General features: G+C 57.5%; 10 protein-coding genes and 1 tRNA gene. 8 read left to right on the top strand and 3 right to left on the bottom strand.

Annotated features, from left to right (window positions below; translation table 11 throughout):
* Positions 1-92 precede the first annotated feature (92 nt).
* A complete protein-coding gene (locus H8709_RS01005; RefSeq protein ID WP_262396512.1) occupies positions 93-2,807 on the bottom strand; it encodes a cation-translocating P-type ATPase in 2,715 nt (904 codons plus the stop codon).
* A gap of 270 nt (positions 2,808-3,077) precedes the next feature.
* Between H8709_RS01005 and H8709_RS01000 the strand changes: the two genes are divergently transcribed.
* From H8709_RS01000 to H8709_RS00980, 5 genes are all read left to right on the top strand, one after another.
* Positions 3,078-4,277, top strand: coding sequence for an exonuclease SbcCD subunit D (locus H8709_RS01000; RefSeq protein ID WP_262396511.1), 1,200 nt, complete (start codon positions 3,078-3,080; stop codon positions 4,275-4,277).
* Positions 4,274-7,246, top strand: coding sequence for an AAA family ATPase (locus H8709_RS00995; protein ID WP_262396510.1), 2,973 nt, complete (start codon positions 4,274-4,276; stop codon positions 7,244-7,246). Before H8709_RS01000 ends, H8709_RS00995 begins: the two co-directional genes overlap by 4 nt.
* Positions 7,247-7,307: 61 nt before the next feature.
* Positions 7,308-7,392, top strand: a tRNA-Leu gene (locus H8709_RS00990).
* Positions 7,393-7,576: 184 nt separating this feature from the next.
* A complete protein-coding gene (locus H8709_RS00985) occupies positions 7,577-7,816 on the top strand; it encodes a hypothetical protein (protein WP_262396509.1) in 240 nt (79 codons plus the stop codon).
* 111 nt (positions 7,817-7,927) lie between these two features.
* Positions 7,928-8,608: a nucleotidyltransferase domain-containing protein gene (locus H8709_RS00980; RefSeq protein WP_262396508.1), complete on the top strand. Its 681-nt coding sequence runs from the start codon at positions 7,928-7,930 to the stop codon at positions 8,606-8,608.
* 129 nt (positions 8,609-8,737) lie between these two features.
* Here the strand turns inward: H8709_RS00980 and H8709_RS00975 are convergent, their stop codons facing one another.
* Complete coding sequence (locus tag H8709_RS00975; RefSeq protein WP_262396507.1) at positions 8,738-9,343, bottom strand: TetR/AcrR family transcriptional regulator; 606 nt, start codon at positions 9,341-9,343, stop codon at positions 8,738-8,740.
* Positions 9,344-9,442: 99 nt separating this feature from the next.
* Here H8709_RS00975 and H8709_RS00970 point away from each other — a divergent pair, with 99 nt between their 5' ends.
* Both H8709_RS00970 and H8709_RS00965 read left to right on the top strand, forming a co-directional pair.
* Positions 9,443-10,858 carry an MATE family efflux transporter gene (locus H8709_RS00970; protein ID WP_262396506.1) on the top strand — a complete coding sequence of 472 codons (1,416 nt, stop codon included), beginning with the start codon at positions 9,443-9,445 and terminating at the stop codon, positions 10,856-10,858.
* Positions 10,859-10,888: 30 nt separating this feature from the next.
* A complete protein-coding gene (locus H8709_RS00965; RefSeq protein ID WP_262396505.1) occupies positions 10,889-11,512 on the top strand; it encodes a flavodoxin family protein in 624 nt (207 codons plus the stop codon).
* A 92-nt stretch (positions 11,513-11,604) separates the two neighbouring features.
* Here the strand turns inward: H8709_RS00965 and H8709_RS00960 are convergent, their stop codons facing one another.
* A complete protein-coding gene (locus H8709_RS00960; protein WP_262396504.1) occupies positions 11,605-15,048 on the bottom strand; it encodes a GDSL-type esterase/lipase family protein in 3,444 nt (1,147 codons plus the stop codon).
* 444 nt (positions 15,049-15,492) lie between these two features.
* On the opposite strand from H8709_RS00960, the gene H8709_RS00955 reads away from it, so the two are divergent.
* A complete protein-coding gene (locus H8709_RS00955; protein ID WP_262396975.1) occupies positions 15,493-16,632 on the top strand; it encodes a helix-turn-helix domain-containing protein in 1,140 nt (379 codons plus the stop codon).
* The last annotated feature ends 75 nt before the right edge of the window (positions 16,633-16,707 follow it).

The following is a 16,707-nucleotide window of genomic DNA, read 5'->3' as shown; positions in this document are numbered from 1 at the left end:
AAAATTTTCTAAATAGATAATATCATAGGAGTCAACAAAAAGCAAGAGGTATTTAGAAAAATTTCTAAATACCTCTTGCCTATACGATGTTCTTATTCGGGCATCTCGGCTGTGACGACGAATTCCTCCTTTTTGCGGAAGGAAAAGCTGTAAATGATACTGGAAATCAGGGGGCCGGCGATGCAGAAGGCGGACACGATCATCAGCTGCATAAAGGAAAGGGGGATGGTGCGGAAGATAAACTGGCCCCATGGATGATAGATGGACAAAAACACGATGGCCGCGGAAATGAGCACGGCGAAGATGAGCTTCCAGTTGTCAAAGATGTTGATACGAAACAGGCTCTTCTGTTCACTCTTGCACTCAAAGACATGGATGAGCTGGGCCAGCACCAGGGTCAAAAACGCGCCGGTGCGGGCGATGGCCAAGTTTCCAGTCAGGTTAAAGAAGGTGACAAAGCAGCCCAAGGTCGCCAGGGCGATGAGACACCCCCGGAAGATGATGAGCCCCAAAAGCCCGCCAGCAAAGATGCCCTCCCGGGCGGAGCGGGGCTTGCGGCGCATGACGTTCTCCTGGGCCCCCTCCAGGCCCAGAGCGATGGCGGGCAGGCCGTCGGTGACCAGGTTAATAAGCAGGATCTGAATGGGCAGCAGGATGACCGGCATCCCCATGAGCATGCCGATGAACATGGTCAGCACCTCGCCGATGTTGCTGGAGAGCAGATACCGGATAAATTTGCGGATGTTGTCGTAGATGACCCGGCCCTGTTCCACGGCGGCCACCAGGGTGGCGAAGTTGTCGTCCATGAGGATAATGGAGGAGGCCTCCTTGGTCACGTCGGTGCCGTTCATCCCCATGGCCACGCCGATGTCCGCCTCCTTGATGGCCGGGGCGTCGTTGACGCCGTCGCCGGTCATGGCCACCACATGGCCGTTTTTCTTAAGCGCCCGCACGATTCTCAGTTTATGCCCCGGCGTCACCCGGGCAAAGACGCTCACCCGGCCTACAATGCGCTCAAATTCCCGGTCGTCCATCCCGTCGATCTCCGCGCCCGTCATGGCGATGCCGTCCCCCGTGAGGATTTTGAGCTTCCTTGCGATGGCAGAGGCGGTGATGATGTGGTCGCCCGTGATCATCACCGGCCGGATGCCCGCCTGACGGCAGCGAAGGACCGCGTCGTAGGCCTCCTGCCGGGGTGGATCGATCATGCCGGTGAGGCCGCAAAAGACCAAATTCTGCTCCGCGCGGTCGGAGCCCCGGCAGGTCTTGTAAGCAAAGCCCAACACCCGCAGGGCCTGCCGGCCCATCTCCTCATTCTGCCTGAGGAACTCCTGCTTCATGGCGGAAGTCAGCGGCAGGGTCCGTCCGTTGGTGGAGTAGTAGCCGCATTTTTCTAGCACCACGTCGGGGGCTCCCTTGCAAAAGAGCTGGGTATCCCCGCTGCGGCTGGAAACGATCACCGACATACACTTGCGGGTGGAGTCAAAGGGGATTTCGTCGATGCGCCGGTACTCCCGCTCCTCGTCCTCCTTGAAGACCCCCGCCTTGGCCGCCAGGATGAGCAGCGCCGTCTCGGTGGCCTCCCCCGCCGTCTGCCAAACGTCCCGGGAGGGGTTAAAGGATCGGTTCCGGGGCTCTCTCGGGTCGTCGGTGTAAATGGAGGCGTTGTTGCAGCCGACGGCGATGTGCAGGAGCATCTGGACATCGGTCATGGCGGTGACGTTGACCCGCCTTCCTCCCATGAGGAATTCGCCGCCCTTTTCATAGCCGCTGCCGGTGACCTCGATCATCCCCTCGGTGGTGTAGAGGTGGGTGGCGGTCATTTTGTTTTCGGTTAGGGTCCCGGTTTTGTCCGAACAGATGACATCGGCGCAACCCAGGGTCTCCACGGCGTGGAGCTTGCGCACTAAGGCGTTGCGCTTGAGCATCCGTGACACCGAGAGAGCCAGGGCGATGGTGACGATGGCGGGCAGGCCCTCAGGCACGGCCGCTACGGCCAGGGAGATGCCGGTGACAACCATGTCAAAGACCGGCTCCCCCCGCAGGATACCGGTCGCCGCCACCACGGCGCAGATCACCAGACATCCGATGGCGATATATTTACCCATCACATCCAGCTTCTTTTGCAGCGGGGTGGGCTCGGGTTCGATTTCGCTAAGCATGCCGGCGATGTGTCCCATCTCGCTTTGCATGCCGGTGGAGACCACCATCGCACGGCCCCGGCCTTTGGTGATGACGGTGCCCATATAGACCATGTCGCTGCGGTGAAGCTCCGGCGGCAGGGACAGATCGGTACAGGGGATTTTTTCCACCTCCACCGATTCGCCGCTGAGCAAGGATTCGTCGCTGTACAGGGAGCTTGCCTCCAAAATGACCGCGTCGGCGGGCACCCGGTCCCCGGCCTTGAGGAGCACCACGTCGTCCCGCACCACCTGGGAGGCGGGGATCATGACCGGCACGCCGTCGCGCAGCACGGTGGCTCCCGGCGCCGCCATATTTTTGAGCTTATCGAGCGTCTTCTCGGTCCGAAACTCCTGGAAGAAACCGAGGAGCGCGTTTAAGAGCACAATGACAATGATGGTGATGGCCTCGGTCACCTCCCCCATCAGCACCGACAGTACCGTGCTGACAAGCAGAATCATGACCATGACATCCTTAAACTGGGCGGCAAAGATATGGGAGGCCTTGATCTTCTTTCCCCCTGTGAGTACGTTCTCCCCAAACTCCTCCAGGCGGTTTTGGGCCTGTACCTGGGAAAGGCCCGCCGCCGGAAGCATTTCTCCGCCGCTTTCCATTCTTTTTCTCATCTCACGCCGTCCTTTTCTCCGCGCCCGCAGATATTTTTACAGGCGGCGGCCCGCGCGGTGAGCCGTCGTCCGGAGTCTCCCCCATAGGGCTTTGAGCATTTACTGCCAGTCCCATTTTATTCGCCCCGCCGGACAAATATGTCCGCTTTGTCCGCGCCCCTTTGGAAACTCCTTGCGCGGGGCGGACAAACAGGATAAAATAAGAAGCAGAATAATGATTCCGCCGGGAAACCGCTTGGGACAGATTGTCTTTTAGAAAGGAGACGCTCCTTGCGCATTTTACATACATCAGATCTTCACATCGGAAAAAACCTCAACGATTTTAACCTCTTGGAGGACCAGTCCTATATCCTCGGGCGCATCTGCGATATCGCCGTGCGGGAAAAGGTGGACGCCGTCGTTATCGCGGGGGACCTCTACGACCGTTCCATCCCACCCAGCGAGGCGGTGGTGCTGCTGGACGATTTTCTCAGCACCCTGACCATGCAGCTGCACCTGCCCGTCATCGCCATCTCCGGCAACCACGATGGGGGCAAGCGCCTGGCCTTCGCCAGCCGCCTCTACGAGTCCCAGGGGCTCTATATGGAGTCCATCTTTTCCTCCAAAATCCGCCAAATCACCTTGCCCGACGCCTATGGGGAGGTCCATTTCTGGCTCATTCCCTACGCCGATCTGCCCACCATGCGCGGCGTGCTGACGGGCGCCGCCCAGATGGAGCCCCCCGACACCCTCAGCGGGGCCTATGGAAAGCTGTTTGAGCTCAACCGGGACCGGGTGGATTTTTCCGCCCGCAACGTGCTGGTGGGGCACAGCTTCTTCGCCCGCATCACAAACGGCAGCGCCGAGCCCGACGCCCTCATCTTCAGCGAAAGCGAGGTGAGCGTGGGCGGCACCGACATCGTGGACGCTACGGTGTTCGACGGTTTTGACTATGTAGCCCTGGGCCACCTCCACGCCCCCCAAAAGGCGGGGCTTGACACCGTGCGCTACTCCGGCTCCCCCCTCAAATACTCCATCAGCGAGGCGGACCGGGACAAGGCGGTGGTTATCGTCGACTTGGGGCCCAAGGGGCAGGTCAGTTCCCATCCGGTCCCCCTGGCCCCTCTGCGGGACCTGCGGATCCTCACTGGGTATTTGGGGGAACTCACTGATCGGGATAACTTGCCGATACAGAATTTTGACGACTATGTCTTTGTCAACCTCTTAGACGAAGGCTTTGTCCTCGACGCCATGAATAAGTTGCGGGTCATCTACCCCAATGTGCTGGGCATCCGCATGGTGGCCCAGGACGAGGAAGTCCTGTTGCACCCGGTGTCCACCGCCCACATCTCAAAAAAGAGCATGGAGGACCTGTTTACCGAATTCTACGAGGCCGCCCGGGGGGAGAGTCTGGGGGAGGAACAGGCCCAGATCATGGAGGACGTCTTTACCTATGTCCGCCGCCAGGAGGAAGGGGGCGCGGGAGCATGAGGCCGCAACTGCTTATCATGAACGCCTTCGGCCCCTATGCGGGGGAGACCGTTTTGGACTTTACCACCCTGGGCAACACCCGCCTCTTTCTCATCACCGGGCCCACAGGGGCGGGCAAAACCAGTATCTTTGACGCCATCGCCTTCGCCCTCTACGGCAAAGCCAGCTCCTTAAGCCGGGAGAGCGAAAACTTTAAAAGCCAGCACGCGGACGACAGCACCTTGTGCTTTGTCAAATTTACCTTCACCGTCCGGGACAAGCGCTATGAAATCGAGCGCTATCCCAAACAGATGCGGCTGGGACGGGACAAAAAAAGCCTCAAGCCCTTCCCCGCCAAGGCCGCCATGACTTTAGACGACGGTACCGTCATCTCGGGCATCGACCCAGTGGGCGCCAAGGTCCAGGAACTATTAGGGCTCGACTACAAGCAGTTTCGGCAGATCGTCATGCTGCCCCAGGGAGAATTTCAGGAACTGCTGGAAGCGGAGAGCGCTAAAAAGCAGGACATCTTCCGCCGGATTTTCGACACCCGCATCTACGACCAGGTGACCCGGCGGTTGGGGCAGATCTGCTCGGACATTGAGGGCGAGCTCTCCGAGCACAAGACCCGGGTCCAGCTCTCTCTCGGGCAGATCGAAACGGAAGACGCCGCCCTTCTGGAGCTCATCCGCGCCCCCTATCCCGATCTTTCCCTCATCACCCAGCGCCTGCGCGGGTGTATCAAGGAGGACGCCAAGCACAGCGCGGCGCTCCAAAAGCAGTTGGAAGGACTGCGCACAAAGCGCCAGGCCATCCACCCCGAGGCCGCCCAAAAGCACAACGAGGCCCTGCTCAAGCTGGAAGCGGTCACCGAGCAGCTCACAGCCCTCGAAAAGGAGCGCCCGGTCATGGAGGCCATGGAGGCGGAGCTCACAAAAATCCGGGCCGCGGCGGAGCTCTCCGCCTCCCAGGCCCTGCTTTCGGAGAAGGAGACCCAGCAAAAAAACCTGAGCGCCTCTTTGGAAAAAGGAAAAGCGTCCCTTTCCACCCTCCTGCCAGCGCTTCAAAAACTGGGGGAAGACTATGCCGGCCTGCCCGCCCTTTCCGCGCGGCGGGACGCGCTGGCCCGTCGTCAGCTGCAACTCGACGACGCCTGCAAAAAGCTGCGGCTCCTCGAAGAAAGCCGGTCGAAGCTCACGCTGGGACGGCAGACGCTCCAAAAGCTGGACAACAATCTCTCCCTCCTCACCCTGGTAGAAGAATATCACGGCCTTTGGGAGGAGCAGCGCGCCGCCAAGGAGCTGCTGCAAAAGGCTGGGGAACTGGAAAGCGTCTTGGGGGAATACCGGTTAAAAAAAGAGCGGCATTTGCAGGTCTATGAGGAATATCTGCGCGCCTACCAGAGCTTTCTCGACGACCAGGCCGCGTTGCTCGCCCGGCAGCTGCAAGCGGGCGCCCCCTGTCCCGTCTGCGGCTCCCTCACCCACCCAAGCCCCGCCGGGCGCGGCGAGAATCTGGTCACCCAGGCCCAAGTGAACGAACTGCGCCGGCGGGAAAACGTCTGCGTCAAGGAGCTGGGGGACATCCAGGTCCGGGGAAAGACCCTGCTGGCCGCCGTGGGCGATGGGAATGAAGCTCCCCTCAGTTTCACCGGGCTGCTGACCGACCCGGCGCCCCTTGTCAGCTTCAAGGAAGAGCACCGCCGGCGTCTGGAAGAGATGGAAGCAAAGGCCCAGGCCCTGCTTGCGCAGACCGGGCGCACCCGGGACCAGCTGCTCTCCTCCCCCAGTACCAGCAGCGGGACCGCGACAAAGCAGGCGGCGGCCTCCCTCCAGGAGCGGCGGCTCAAGGCTGCCTCCGCGGTGGAGGGCCTCGCCCAGTCCATTGATCAGCTCGTTTCCGGGCTGGAGGAAGGTCTCACCCTCCCCGCAGCCCAGGCCGAAAACCAAAGGACAGCCGAGGCTTGCGGAAAGCTGGACTGGGAGATCGCCCGGATCCAAAAGGAATATCTGGACTGTAAATCGAGGAAGGACAAGCTGGAAGGAGACATACGCACCCTTTCCTACCAGTTAGAAGACGCCAAAAAGAGCCTGGCCCTCTTGCGGGAGCAGTTTGACGCGGCGGTACGGGAGAGCGTCCTTGGCTCCCCGGCGGCCTTGGAGGAATACGCGCCCCGCAAGGTGATGATTCCCGCTATGGAGCAGTCCCTGGAAAAATTCCGCAGTCAGTCGCAGATGCTCAGCTACGAGCAAAAGTCTCTCGTGGAACAGACCGGCGGCCGTGCAGCCATCGACCTGGACGCCATGCAGCGGCAGATCGATGAGCTCGACAGGAACATCGAGGAAATCGAGGGGCAGTACACCCCGCTTTATGCCCGCGCCCTCAACAACCGCAAACAGCTGGAAATCCTACGCGGCGTGGGCCGTCAGATGGACGTCCTCTATGAGCGCTACCGGGTGGTGGGCGACCTCTACAAAGTGGCAAACGGGGGCAACACCAAGAATATTAACTTTGAGCGCTACGTCCTCGCCGCCTATTTTGACGACATCATCAAAGCCGCCAACGCCCGCCTCATCGTCATGACCAATTCACGCTTTATGCTGAGACGCCGCGATGAAAAGGAAAAATACAACCGCGCCTCCGGTTTAGACTTAGAAATCTGGGACAGCTACACCGGCAAACACCGCCATGTCAACACCCTCTCGGGTGGGGAGCGGTTTAAGGCCTCCCTGGCGCTGGCGCTGGGCCTTGCCGACATCATCCAGATGCATTCGGGAGGCATCACCATCGAAACCATGTTCATTGATGAGGGCTTCGGCACCCTGGACAGCCAGTCGTTAGACAGTGCCATCGGCGCACTGATGAGCTTACAGCAGGACGGTCGGATGGTGGGCATCATCTCCCACGTGGCGGAATTATCCGAGCGCATCTCCTCCAAACTGGTGGTCACGCCTACCAAATCGGGAAGCAGCGCCCGATTTATCTGCTGATTTTTGGCAAAAAAATAATTGACTTCGCTCCAAGAAAATGCTATAATAGCTCTTGCTGAATGCGAGCGTGCTGGAATCGGCAGACAGGCACGTTTGAGGGGCGTGTGTCTTATGGCGTGTGGGTTCAAGTCCCATCGCTCGCACCAGAAAAGGAACCTGTTTTCGACTACGGTCAGAAACAGGTTCCTTTTTCTTTTGCGGTTAGCCCAAACACGGCACATAAGCAATTCTTTCCATAAGAAAGTCTTAAGAAATCTCTAAACAATATGTAAAACATTTTCCCCTAAAATCGTGGTTTAATAGAGATAGGAAAAACAAGGGGGAAGACCGATGAAAAAGCAAGAGGATAGACGTCAACTACAAAAAGACCGCGTCATTTTTTTGTGTATCCTAGCCCTTTTTCTCTGCGGCGGGCTTCTCATCGGCGCCCGGTATTTTTACCCCGACGCCTTTGCCGCCCTCAAGGAGGAAAGCCAGGCTCAGCCAAGTTCCTCTTCCCCCACTCATTCCGACCGCATTTATCTGGGCGATTGGAGTGCTCAGAATCCGGAAAGCGGTATCAGCGTGTGATGTGAATCAGCAGGGGCGGAAGGATCATTCCTTCCGCCCCTTTTTGTTTGACACGCCGCAATTGCCATGTTACAATGCTGTTTCCTATCGTCGTTATGAAAGGAGACGCCTATGGACATTTCAATCGATACATGGATGGAAGCGCTCAAGCTAAAGTTGTGCTCCGCCTTTGGGGAGCGCCTCATCTTTCTGGGGCTGCAGGGCAGCTGCCAGCGTGGGGAGGCCACCTCTGCAAGCGACATCGACGTGGTTCTCATTTTGGACGAGCTTTCCACTGCGGATTTGATGCGTTACCGGCAGCTATTAAAAACCATGCCCCATGCCGAGCGGGCCTGCGGCTTTGTCAGCGGCCGGGATGAACTCGCCCGCTGGCCCCGAGCCGATCTCTTTCAGTTTGTCTTGGACACCCGCCCCCTCCTCGGCTCTCTGGAGGAAATCACCGGGCCGGTGGACCGCGACGCTGCTGAAGCTCTCCAAACGGGGGCGGCTAATCTCTACCACGGCGCCTGCCACAGCTACCTTTTCGATGAAAACCCGGCCGACGCCCTTCCCGCCCTATACAAAGGGACTTTCTTTTTGCTCCAGGCCGCTCATTTTCTCTTAACCGGCGTCTATACCCGCAGCAAGGCGGAGCTTCTCCCCCTTCTCACCGGGGAGAACCGGGAAATTCTGCAAATGTGCATGGAGCGGGACACCTTGGCCCATACCGCCGGGGTGGAGTTGGAGGCCGCTTTTGGGAAGCTCATCGCCTGGTCCTCCCGGATGATGGCATTATCCTGCGAAAAGCGGTAGCTTTTCCATCACTGTCCCTTTCCATTGCCGGCGGGCACTGCATACTCCCCATCGGGAACCCCTGCATTTTTCTCCCGCATAAAAAACAAACCCAGCCGTTTTCACGGCTGGGTTTATTTTTTCCACCTTTTATTTTTCCGTATTCTCTGTATCTTCGTCCAGCGTCTGTCCGATCGTTTCGTTATAAATCTGACGCCCCTGGTCCGTCAGCAGGGGGTAGATGAGACTCCACAGGCATTCCCGTCGGTCGTGGCGCTGGAACACATGGCCGTAAATTACCATCATCAACGCCTGCACCAGATGATAGCCCTGGCGAGGAAATTGGTCCTCCTCCAAAAGTCCCCGCTCCCGCAAAAGGACAAAGGAGTCCTCCAGCGCCGCATAGAGCTCCTCCACAATGGCGCACTGCATTTGGTAGATCTTTGGAAACTGCTGGGCCAACAAGTCGTAGTGGCGGAAATAGTAAATGTTCCTCTTTTGATGGCGGAGGATTCTCCGAAACAGGGCGTCCATCTCTTCTAAGGACACGGGAGGCAGAAATTTTTCATGCAGCTTGTGCTGCTCCAATATAACCGCTTCCACCAGGTCCTCTTTTTTCTTATAGTAGTAGGTCAAATTGCCCACGCTCATCTCCAGCGCGTCGGCAATACAGCGCATTGAAACCTGCTCATAGCCCCGCTCATTAAAGAGACGGCGCGCCATCTCCAAGATTTCTAATTTCCGATCTTGTCTCATCTGACCCCTCTTTTCTACGATTTGACATTTTAGCACAGATGTACTAAAATGTCAACGGAGCAAATTATTGCCAAAGACCCATTAGAAAAGAGATGTCACATGGAAAACAAAAACCTCAGTGTGGAAGAAAATCCACTAGCTACCCAAAGCATTGGAAAGCTGCTCACCAAATTTGCCATTCCCTCCATCATCAGCTTTTTAGTGTCCTCCCTTTATAATATCGTCGACCAGATCTTTATCGGACAGGGCGTCGGTATGTTGGGAAACGCCGCCACCAATGTGGCCTTCCCTTTATCCACCATCTGCTCTGCCTTGGCGCTTTTGCTGGGCGTGGGATGCGCTTCCAACTTTAACCTGAGCCAGGGCGCGGGCAACCGGAACCGGGCCGCCTACATCGCCGGCAACGGCATTATCTCCATGGCTATTTCCGGCGTCACACTCTCCCTGATCGTCCTGGTCTTTTTGAAGCCCCTCATGCTGGCCTTCGGCTCCACCGAGGATGTCCTCTCTTACGCGCTGACCTATACGGGCATCACCGCCTTCGGGCTGCCGCTTGTCATCTTCTCCACCGGGTGCAGCCAACTGATCCGCTCCGACGGCAGCCCCACCTACTCCATGATCTGCGTCACTTCCGGCGCCATCCTCAATACCATCCTCGACCCCCTTTTCATCTTCGGCTTCGATATGGGCATCGCTGGCGCGGCCTATGCCACCGTCCTGGGACAGCTCCTTTCGGCGGTGCTGGTGCTTCTCTATCTCCCCCGGTTTAAGACCATCCGCCTCACCCGGGAGCATCTGCGGCCCCGGGCGATGTATATCAAATCCATCGTCTCCCTGGGCGCCGCCGCCTGCTTTAACCAGCTTGCCATGACAGTGGTACAAATCGCCCTCAACAACACCCTGACCCACTACGGCGCTATGTCCATCTACGGCAAGGAAATCCCGCTGGCCTGCGTGGGGGTCATCTCAAAGGTGAACATCGTCTATATGGGCTTTGCCATCGGTGTGGCCCAGGGGTGCCAACCCATTGTAGGTTTTAACTACGGCGCCAAAAACTATCAGCGGGTCAAGCGCACCTATCTCACCGGCGCGGTGGTGATTACCGCCATCTCGATTCTCGCGTTTTTGGCCTTTCAAATCTTCCCGCGCCAGATCGTCAGTATCTTCGGCCAGGGCAGCGATACCTATTTCCGCTTTGCCGAGCGGTATTTCCGCATCTATATGCTCATGACCTTTGTCAACGGCATCCAGCCGCTGACCTCCAATTTCTTCACCTCCATTGGTAAGGCGCGCCGCGGCATTCTCATGTCCATGACCCGGCAGATTCTTTTCCTTCTGCCGCTCATCCTGCTCTTCCCCCTCTTCTTCGGCATCGACGGCGTCATGTACGCCGGCCCCATTGCCGACGCCGCAGCTTTCCTCTTAGCCGTTATCTTCATCATCCGGGAATTTCACATCATGGATCGCCTCTCCGCCCCGCCCGCTTCCCAGGAACCGGCCTCGTCGGAGACTTAAACGTATACGCTAATAAAGGAGGATCGCCCTATGCGCGTACTGCTCATCAACGGAAGCCCTCACCCCCATGGCTGCACCTACACGGCCCTTTGTGAGGTGGCCAAAGCCCTGGAAGAAAACGGGGTGGACGCCCAGATCATTTCGATCGGGACAAAGCCCATCCGGGGATGCATCGACTGCAAAAAGTGCAAGGAAACCGGCTGGTGCGTCTTTGACGACGACCCTGTCAATACCGTCATCGGCGAGCTGCGGCAGGCAGACGGGGTGGTCATCGGCTCACCGGTCTATTACGCTTCCGCCAACGGTTCCCTCATCTCCCTTCTCGACCGGGTCTTCTACGCGGCGGGCCGGGACTTCTGCTACAAGCCGGGCGCCGCCGTCATCAGCGCCCGCCGGGCGGGCACCACCGCCACCTTCGACGAACTCAACAAATACTTTGCCATCTCTCAGATGCCCATCGTCTCCTCCCAGTACTGGAACATGGTCCACGGCAACACCCCCGACGAAGTACGTCAAGACCTGGAAGGCATGCAGATCATGCGCACCCTGGGGAAAAACATGGCCTGGCTCCTCCACAGTATCGAAGCGGGACGCCAGAGCGGCGTTACCCCACCCCCGCCGGAGGGGAAAATCGCCACCAATTTTATCCGATAAAAACGCGCAAAAAAGAGCTCCTTCCAGTGAAGGGGCTCTTTTTTTGTTCAACGAGCGAGGCCGCGGCAATCCCGCCGCGGCCTCCAGCCTTCTTATTTCTTTCCTCTCCTATGAAACACCAGACAAGCGGACGCTGCCAAGATGAGCAGCGCGACCGCGATCTGAGAGTTGTCCCCTGATTGCGGGTTAGCTTTTCCCGTAGTGCCGCTCTCCTGACCGCCGGAAAGGTCGGGCCAGGTAAAGCCGCTGTGGTTGCCGCCGCCGATGGACGGCTTGGACGGTTTTTCCGGCGGCTGTGTGCCGCCGCCCAGTTTCGGTATCACATACTCGATGGACAAAACCAGCGGCGTCTCCCCCGCCTTAGAAAGGGTGATTTCCCCGGTGATCTTGCCGTCCTTTTGCCCGGTGGCCGGTTGGAGGGACATGGGGTCACTCCAAGCAGCCGTGATCTCGTCGTTTTCGATGGCGCCCTGAACGAGCGCCATGAGCGCGTCGGCCGTGGTGTCGTTGCTGGGCTGATAGCCATCGATTGCCTGACGGGCCGCGTCATAGGCTTCCTGCAGGGTCTGCTTTTGGGCCGCGAGACGAACCGTATAGGTCTTCGTTGACCGTCCGTCGCCGGAGGTGACCGTGATGGCGACTTCTCCCGGCAGGGCGGTTATAGGACCGCTTACCACAACCTTGGCGTCGTTGTCGGCGGCGGTAGCCGTGATGGCGGGAATGGTGGCCCCTCTGGGTACAATGACATCGAAGCTGTCCGCGGAGGCGTCAAAGCCCTCCAGGGGCTTGCCGTCCACCAGGATGGCGCTGAGCTTCGGGTCGGCATAACCCCGGATATACTTGGCAAACTCCCCGGCAATGATGCCATAGGCCGTGTCATGGGGATGCAGGCCGTCGGGGAACCAGTCGGGGTGTCCGGTGGTAAACGCGTTCATGTCAATCAGTTCAATCCCCTGCTCTTTGGCGATCTCCCGCAGGGTGGGGATGATGTAATTGACCAGGTTTTCCTGCCGCCCCTCGGTCTGGTAACTGACCATGGGCAGCACCATGAAGATTTTTGGGCTATTGGGCAGCGCTTTGTATTCCTCAATGAGGGTGTTGTAATCCAGGCGGAAGAGGCTGTTGGAACCCTGGGGATCGCTGGGATTCCACACAAAGTCGTTAAGGGCATCGTTGGTGCCGATCATGATGATGGCAATATCGGGTGCAAAGTCCTTGCCTTCCCGATAACGGGCGGTCGTCCAGTAAGGGAATCCTTTATCTTTGGTGACATTGGAACCGCTGACGCCGGCGTTCTTGACCTGATAGCCGTCGCCCAAAATCTTTTGGAGCTGGGCGGGGTAGGAATAGGCCCCTTCGTTGGAGGAGCCAACGCCCTGGGTAATGGAATCGCCCACGCAGGTGATACGCAGCGGGCGGGTCAGCTTTTCCACCTGGGCCACCGCATTCGCCAACTTGTCCCGGCCCACCACCAGCATCTTTTGCAGGGTGGTGAGCCCGTCATAGTCGGCCTTGAGCGCTGTCACGGCGTCCTTGTCCGCCGCTGTCAGCGGCTCGGGGAGCGCCCCAATCCGCTGGGAAATGGCTTGGGCCTTGTCCCGGTCCGCCTGGGAAATGGCGGCCTCGGAATAGACGGTGACGGTGTAGAGCGCTTCATCGCCGTTGGCCGCCGTCACAGTATAGGTGACAGGGCTCGAAAAGTCCTGCGCACTGCCTGAAGCTTTATCGACCGTAGCCGCCGCCGGAATGGTGAAGGTGGGCGCCAGGTTCTTAACATCGGAGGACGCCGGAACAATATAGTAGAAGTTATTGCCGTCCATCATTTCCTGGATGTGGGGCTCCAAGGTAAAATCGGTCAGCGCATTGTTGGAAGAACCGGTGCGCAGATAAACGTTTTGGAACCGCACCATGGCGTTGCACCCCATAATGCCCACCCGGCCCCCGGTGTACGGGTTGGCGGTGTTGATATCAGGAATTTGATCAAAGATCACTTGGTTATCAAAATACATGGTAGCTTTGCCGTCTGCCATGCTCAACTTCATGGGGTAGTTTTTTCCCCTTACGGGTGTAAAGCCCGCCTCCGCAAAGGATTTTGACGCGATCAGCGACATGCCGTAGGAGGGGAACCGGAAGAATTTAAAGCACTGGGCGTCAATGTCGCAATTGACCACATAGCTGCCGTCTACCGCCACATTGGAGCCCTGGGCATGGAAGACAAGCCCCAGCGCCGTTCCGCTTTCCACCGTCACATCCGCTTGCAGGGTAAAGTCGCCGCTGACCGACTCCGCCGCGGTGTAGAAGCCGTCCCCGGTGAGGGTCGAGCCTTGGATCCCGTTGTCCAGGATATGCCAGGTGCTGTTGACCGCTTCCCAACCGGTGAGGTTCGAGTTAAACTGTTCTATTGTGGTATCGGTAAACTGGATATTTTCAAACGTCGCCTCGGTGCCAATGCTGGTAAAGCCGAGATAGCCGCCCTGATAGCGGGGATAACTTTTCGTCGTCACCGGATTTTCCATGTCGTTGACATAGAAGGAGAGATTGCCATCCCCATCCGCCACCAGTTTCAGGTGGTTCTTTCCCTGGAAGGTAAAGTTATTGATGGGGAGGTTGATGAGCAGCCCCTCCGCCTCCTGGTAATCGGAGAGGTTAAACGCCCACAAGCCCTGCTGGCGCACCTTCATACAGCACCACTGATTGCCCGGATTGTCCCGGTTCTTCACACCGAAAAGAAGGCCCGCTTCCCCGGCGGAACTTGGAACCGTCATGTCCGCCTCAAAGACGAAGGCTTTGGCATAGGTCTCGGAAACGACCACATTGTCGCCACCGGTGCTCCCTAGGGTAATAGCGCTTCCCGATTCGGTAAAGCTGCCGCCTTTATACGCGCCCAGTACGCTCTGCGTGGGCGGGGTGTTGTCCACAAAGGAAACATTGGTAAATTCCGCCGCCGCGTTCCATGTGGTAAAGCCCACATAGCCTCCCTGATATTTGGGATAACTTTTGACGGTAACCGGCGTATCCATATCGGAGACATAGAAGGAAAGGTTCCCCTCCATGTCCGCCACCAGCTTTAAGTGGACGGTTTCGCCGCTCAAGGTGAATTTGGGGATGGGCATATTGATGAGCAGGCCGTCGTTTTGGGTATAATCGGAGAGATTAAACGCCCACAGGCCCGCCTTGCGCACCTTCATGCAGCACCACTGATTGCCTGGGTTGTCCCGGTTTTCCACACCGAAAAGAAGGCCTGCCTCGCCGCCTTCCACGCCATCGGTGACTTTCATGTCCGCTTCAAAGACAAAGGCCTTGGCGGAAGTGTCGGAAACAACCACATTGTTGCTGCCACCGGTATTTCCCAGGGAGACCACATCCCCCTGCTCAGTAAAACTGCCGCCCTTCCAATTGGATAGGCTGCTGCCGGCGCCGCTCGCTGTCAGCGCGCCCATGGGAAGGGCGCTCATTAGCGCAAAAATTAGCGCAAAAGCCAAGAGGCCCCATCTTCTCCCCAGGCCCTGGCCCGACTTCTTCCTTCTTCTTCTCAATTTTTCTCCTCCTTTTCAGTGGAATCAAAACGATTTTTTCCATTATACCATCGCTCATCCTTTTTCACAACATCTTATCTTCCCACAAAAGTTGTCCGTATCACTTTGGTAGCGTTTCAAAAAACTTCCACAAAAAGCTGATAACTCTCCAATATAAATGTAACAATTAGGTATTTCTAACAATTTTACCCTGAGCATATCTCACTCTATCCCTATGGCAAAGAAAGATAAGATTAAATGTAAGGACTTCCAAACAAATTCGTCTGGCAATCCTGCCTGGAAGAGATGGCTAAAAATCTCTGTTTTTACCAAGGTTTTTTACTGATTTAAGAAAACGATTTTTTGTTGGATTAACTGCTGGTTAACTTTTCTTCCAATTGTTTCTCACAACTCCATTGCGCTTGGCGACATCCGCCTTTATAATAGGGCCAAGAGGTGAACGATATGAAAGAGCTCTCCATCGGCAATAAGATATCGATGCGGCGCAAGACCATGGGACTGACCCAGGAGGAGCTGGCGTCGTATCTGGGGGTATCCAAACCCGCGGTCTCCAAGTGGGAGTCCGGCCAAAGCTATCCGGATATCACCCTGCTCCCGGTGCTGGCCGCTTATTTTAATTGCAGCGTGGATGATCTGCTGGGCTATGAACCCCAACTACCCAAGGAGCGTATCCGGCAGATTTATCTCCGCTTTTGCGAGGAGGTCTCCCCTGCGACCTTTCCCCAGCTCCATGCGGAGTGTGGGGAGCTGTGCAAGAAATATTATTCCTGCTGGCAGCTCCTCTTTACCATGGGGCAATGGCTTCTGAACCACGCCAATCTGGCGCCACCCAACGAGGCGCCCAAAATCATGGAGGAGGCGCTCCATCTCTTTGCGCGGGTGGGGAGCGCCGGGGAGGACCCGGTGCTGGCCCGGCAGGCCATCATTATGCGGGCCTGCTGCCACCTGGGGCTGGGCCAACCGCTGGAAACCATTGAGCTGCTCGACGGGATGGAGGAAAGCCCCAGGTGTCCGGAAGTGGTCCTCGCCCAGGCCCATCAAATGCGGGGAGATGAGGAAAAGGCCCAGGAGATTTTGCAGGTCTCCCTCTATAACTGTCTGGTGGAGCTCTACAATATCTTCCCGAACCTCGCGTATCTCTATGTGGGGAACCCGGAGAAACTAAAAGCCTGCGTCCAGCGGGCCAACGCTGTTTCTGCGGCCTTTTCCTTTGGTGAACTTCATCCCATCCTTCAAATTTCCTTTGCCTATTCCGCCGCCACGGCCTACGCCATGAGCGGGCTAAAAGAGGAAGCGCTTACCATGCTCGAGGAGTATGCCCACCTCATCCTCTCCCAAAAAACCTATCCTTTGCAACTTAAGGGCGACGCTTTTTTTGACAAGCTGGACCGATATTTCTCCTCCCTAGAGTTGGGGACCGCCCTGCCCCGCAGTGAAGACGCCATCCTGGAAAGCTTCAAAGGCGCTCTGGAGGGTAACCCCGCTTTCGTTTCTCTCACAGAGGAGCCACGCTTCCAAGCGGTCTGCCGGGGGCTTGCCCATCTGTCCGTCTCCCCCAGCCCCAAGGCATCGCCATTACATTAGCAGCCGCTCCCCATTTTGGCGGCCAACTGATGGTCCACCCCACGGCTATCCCCGCCGCCCGGCATGGTGCGGCGT

Source organism: Zongyangia hominis, from assembly GCF_014385095.1.
Taxonomy (GTDB): Bacteria; Bacillota; Clostridia; order Oscillospirales; family Ruminococcaceae; genus Zongyangia; species Zongyangia hominis.
Note: the sequence above shows the minus strand (reverse complement) of the source record. Positions and strands in the feature narration are given on the sequence as shown.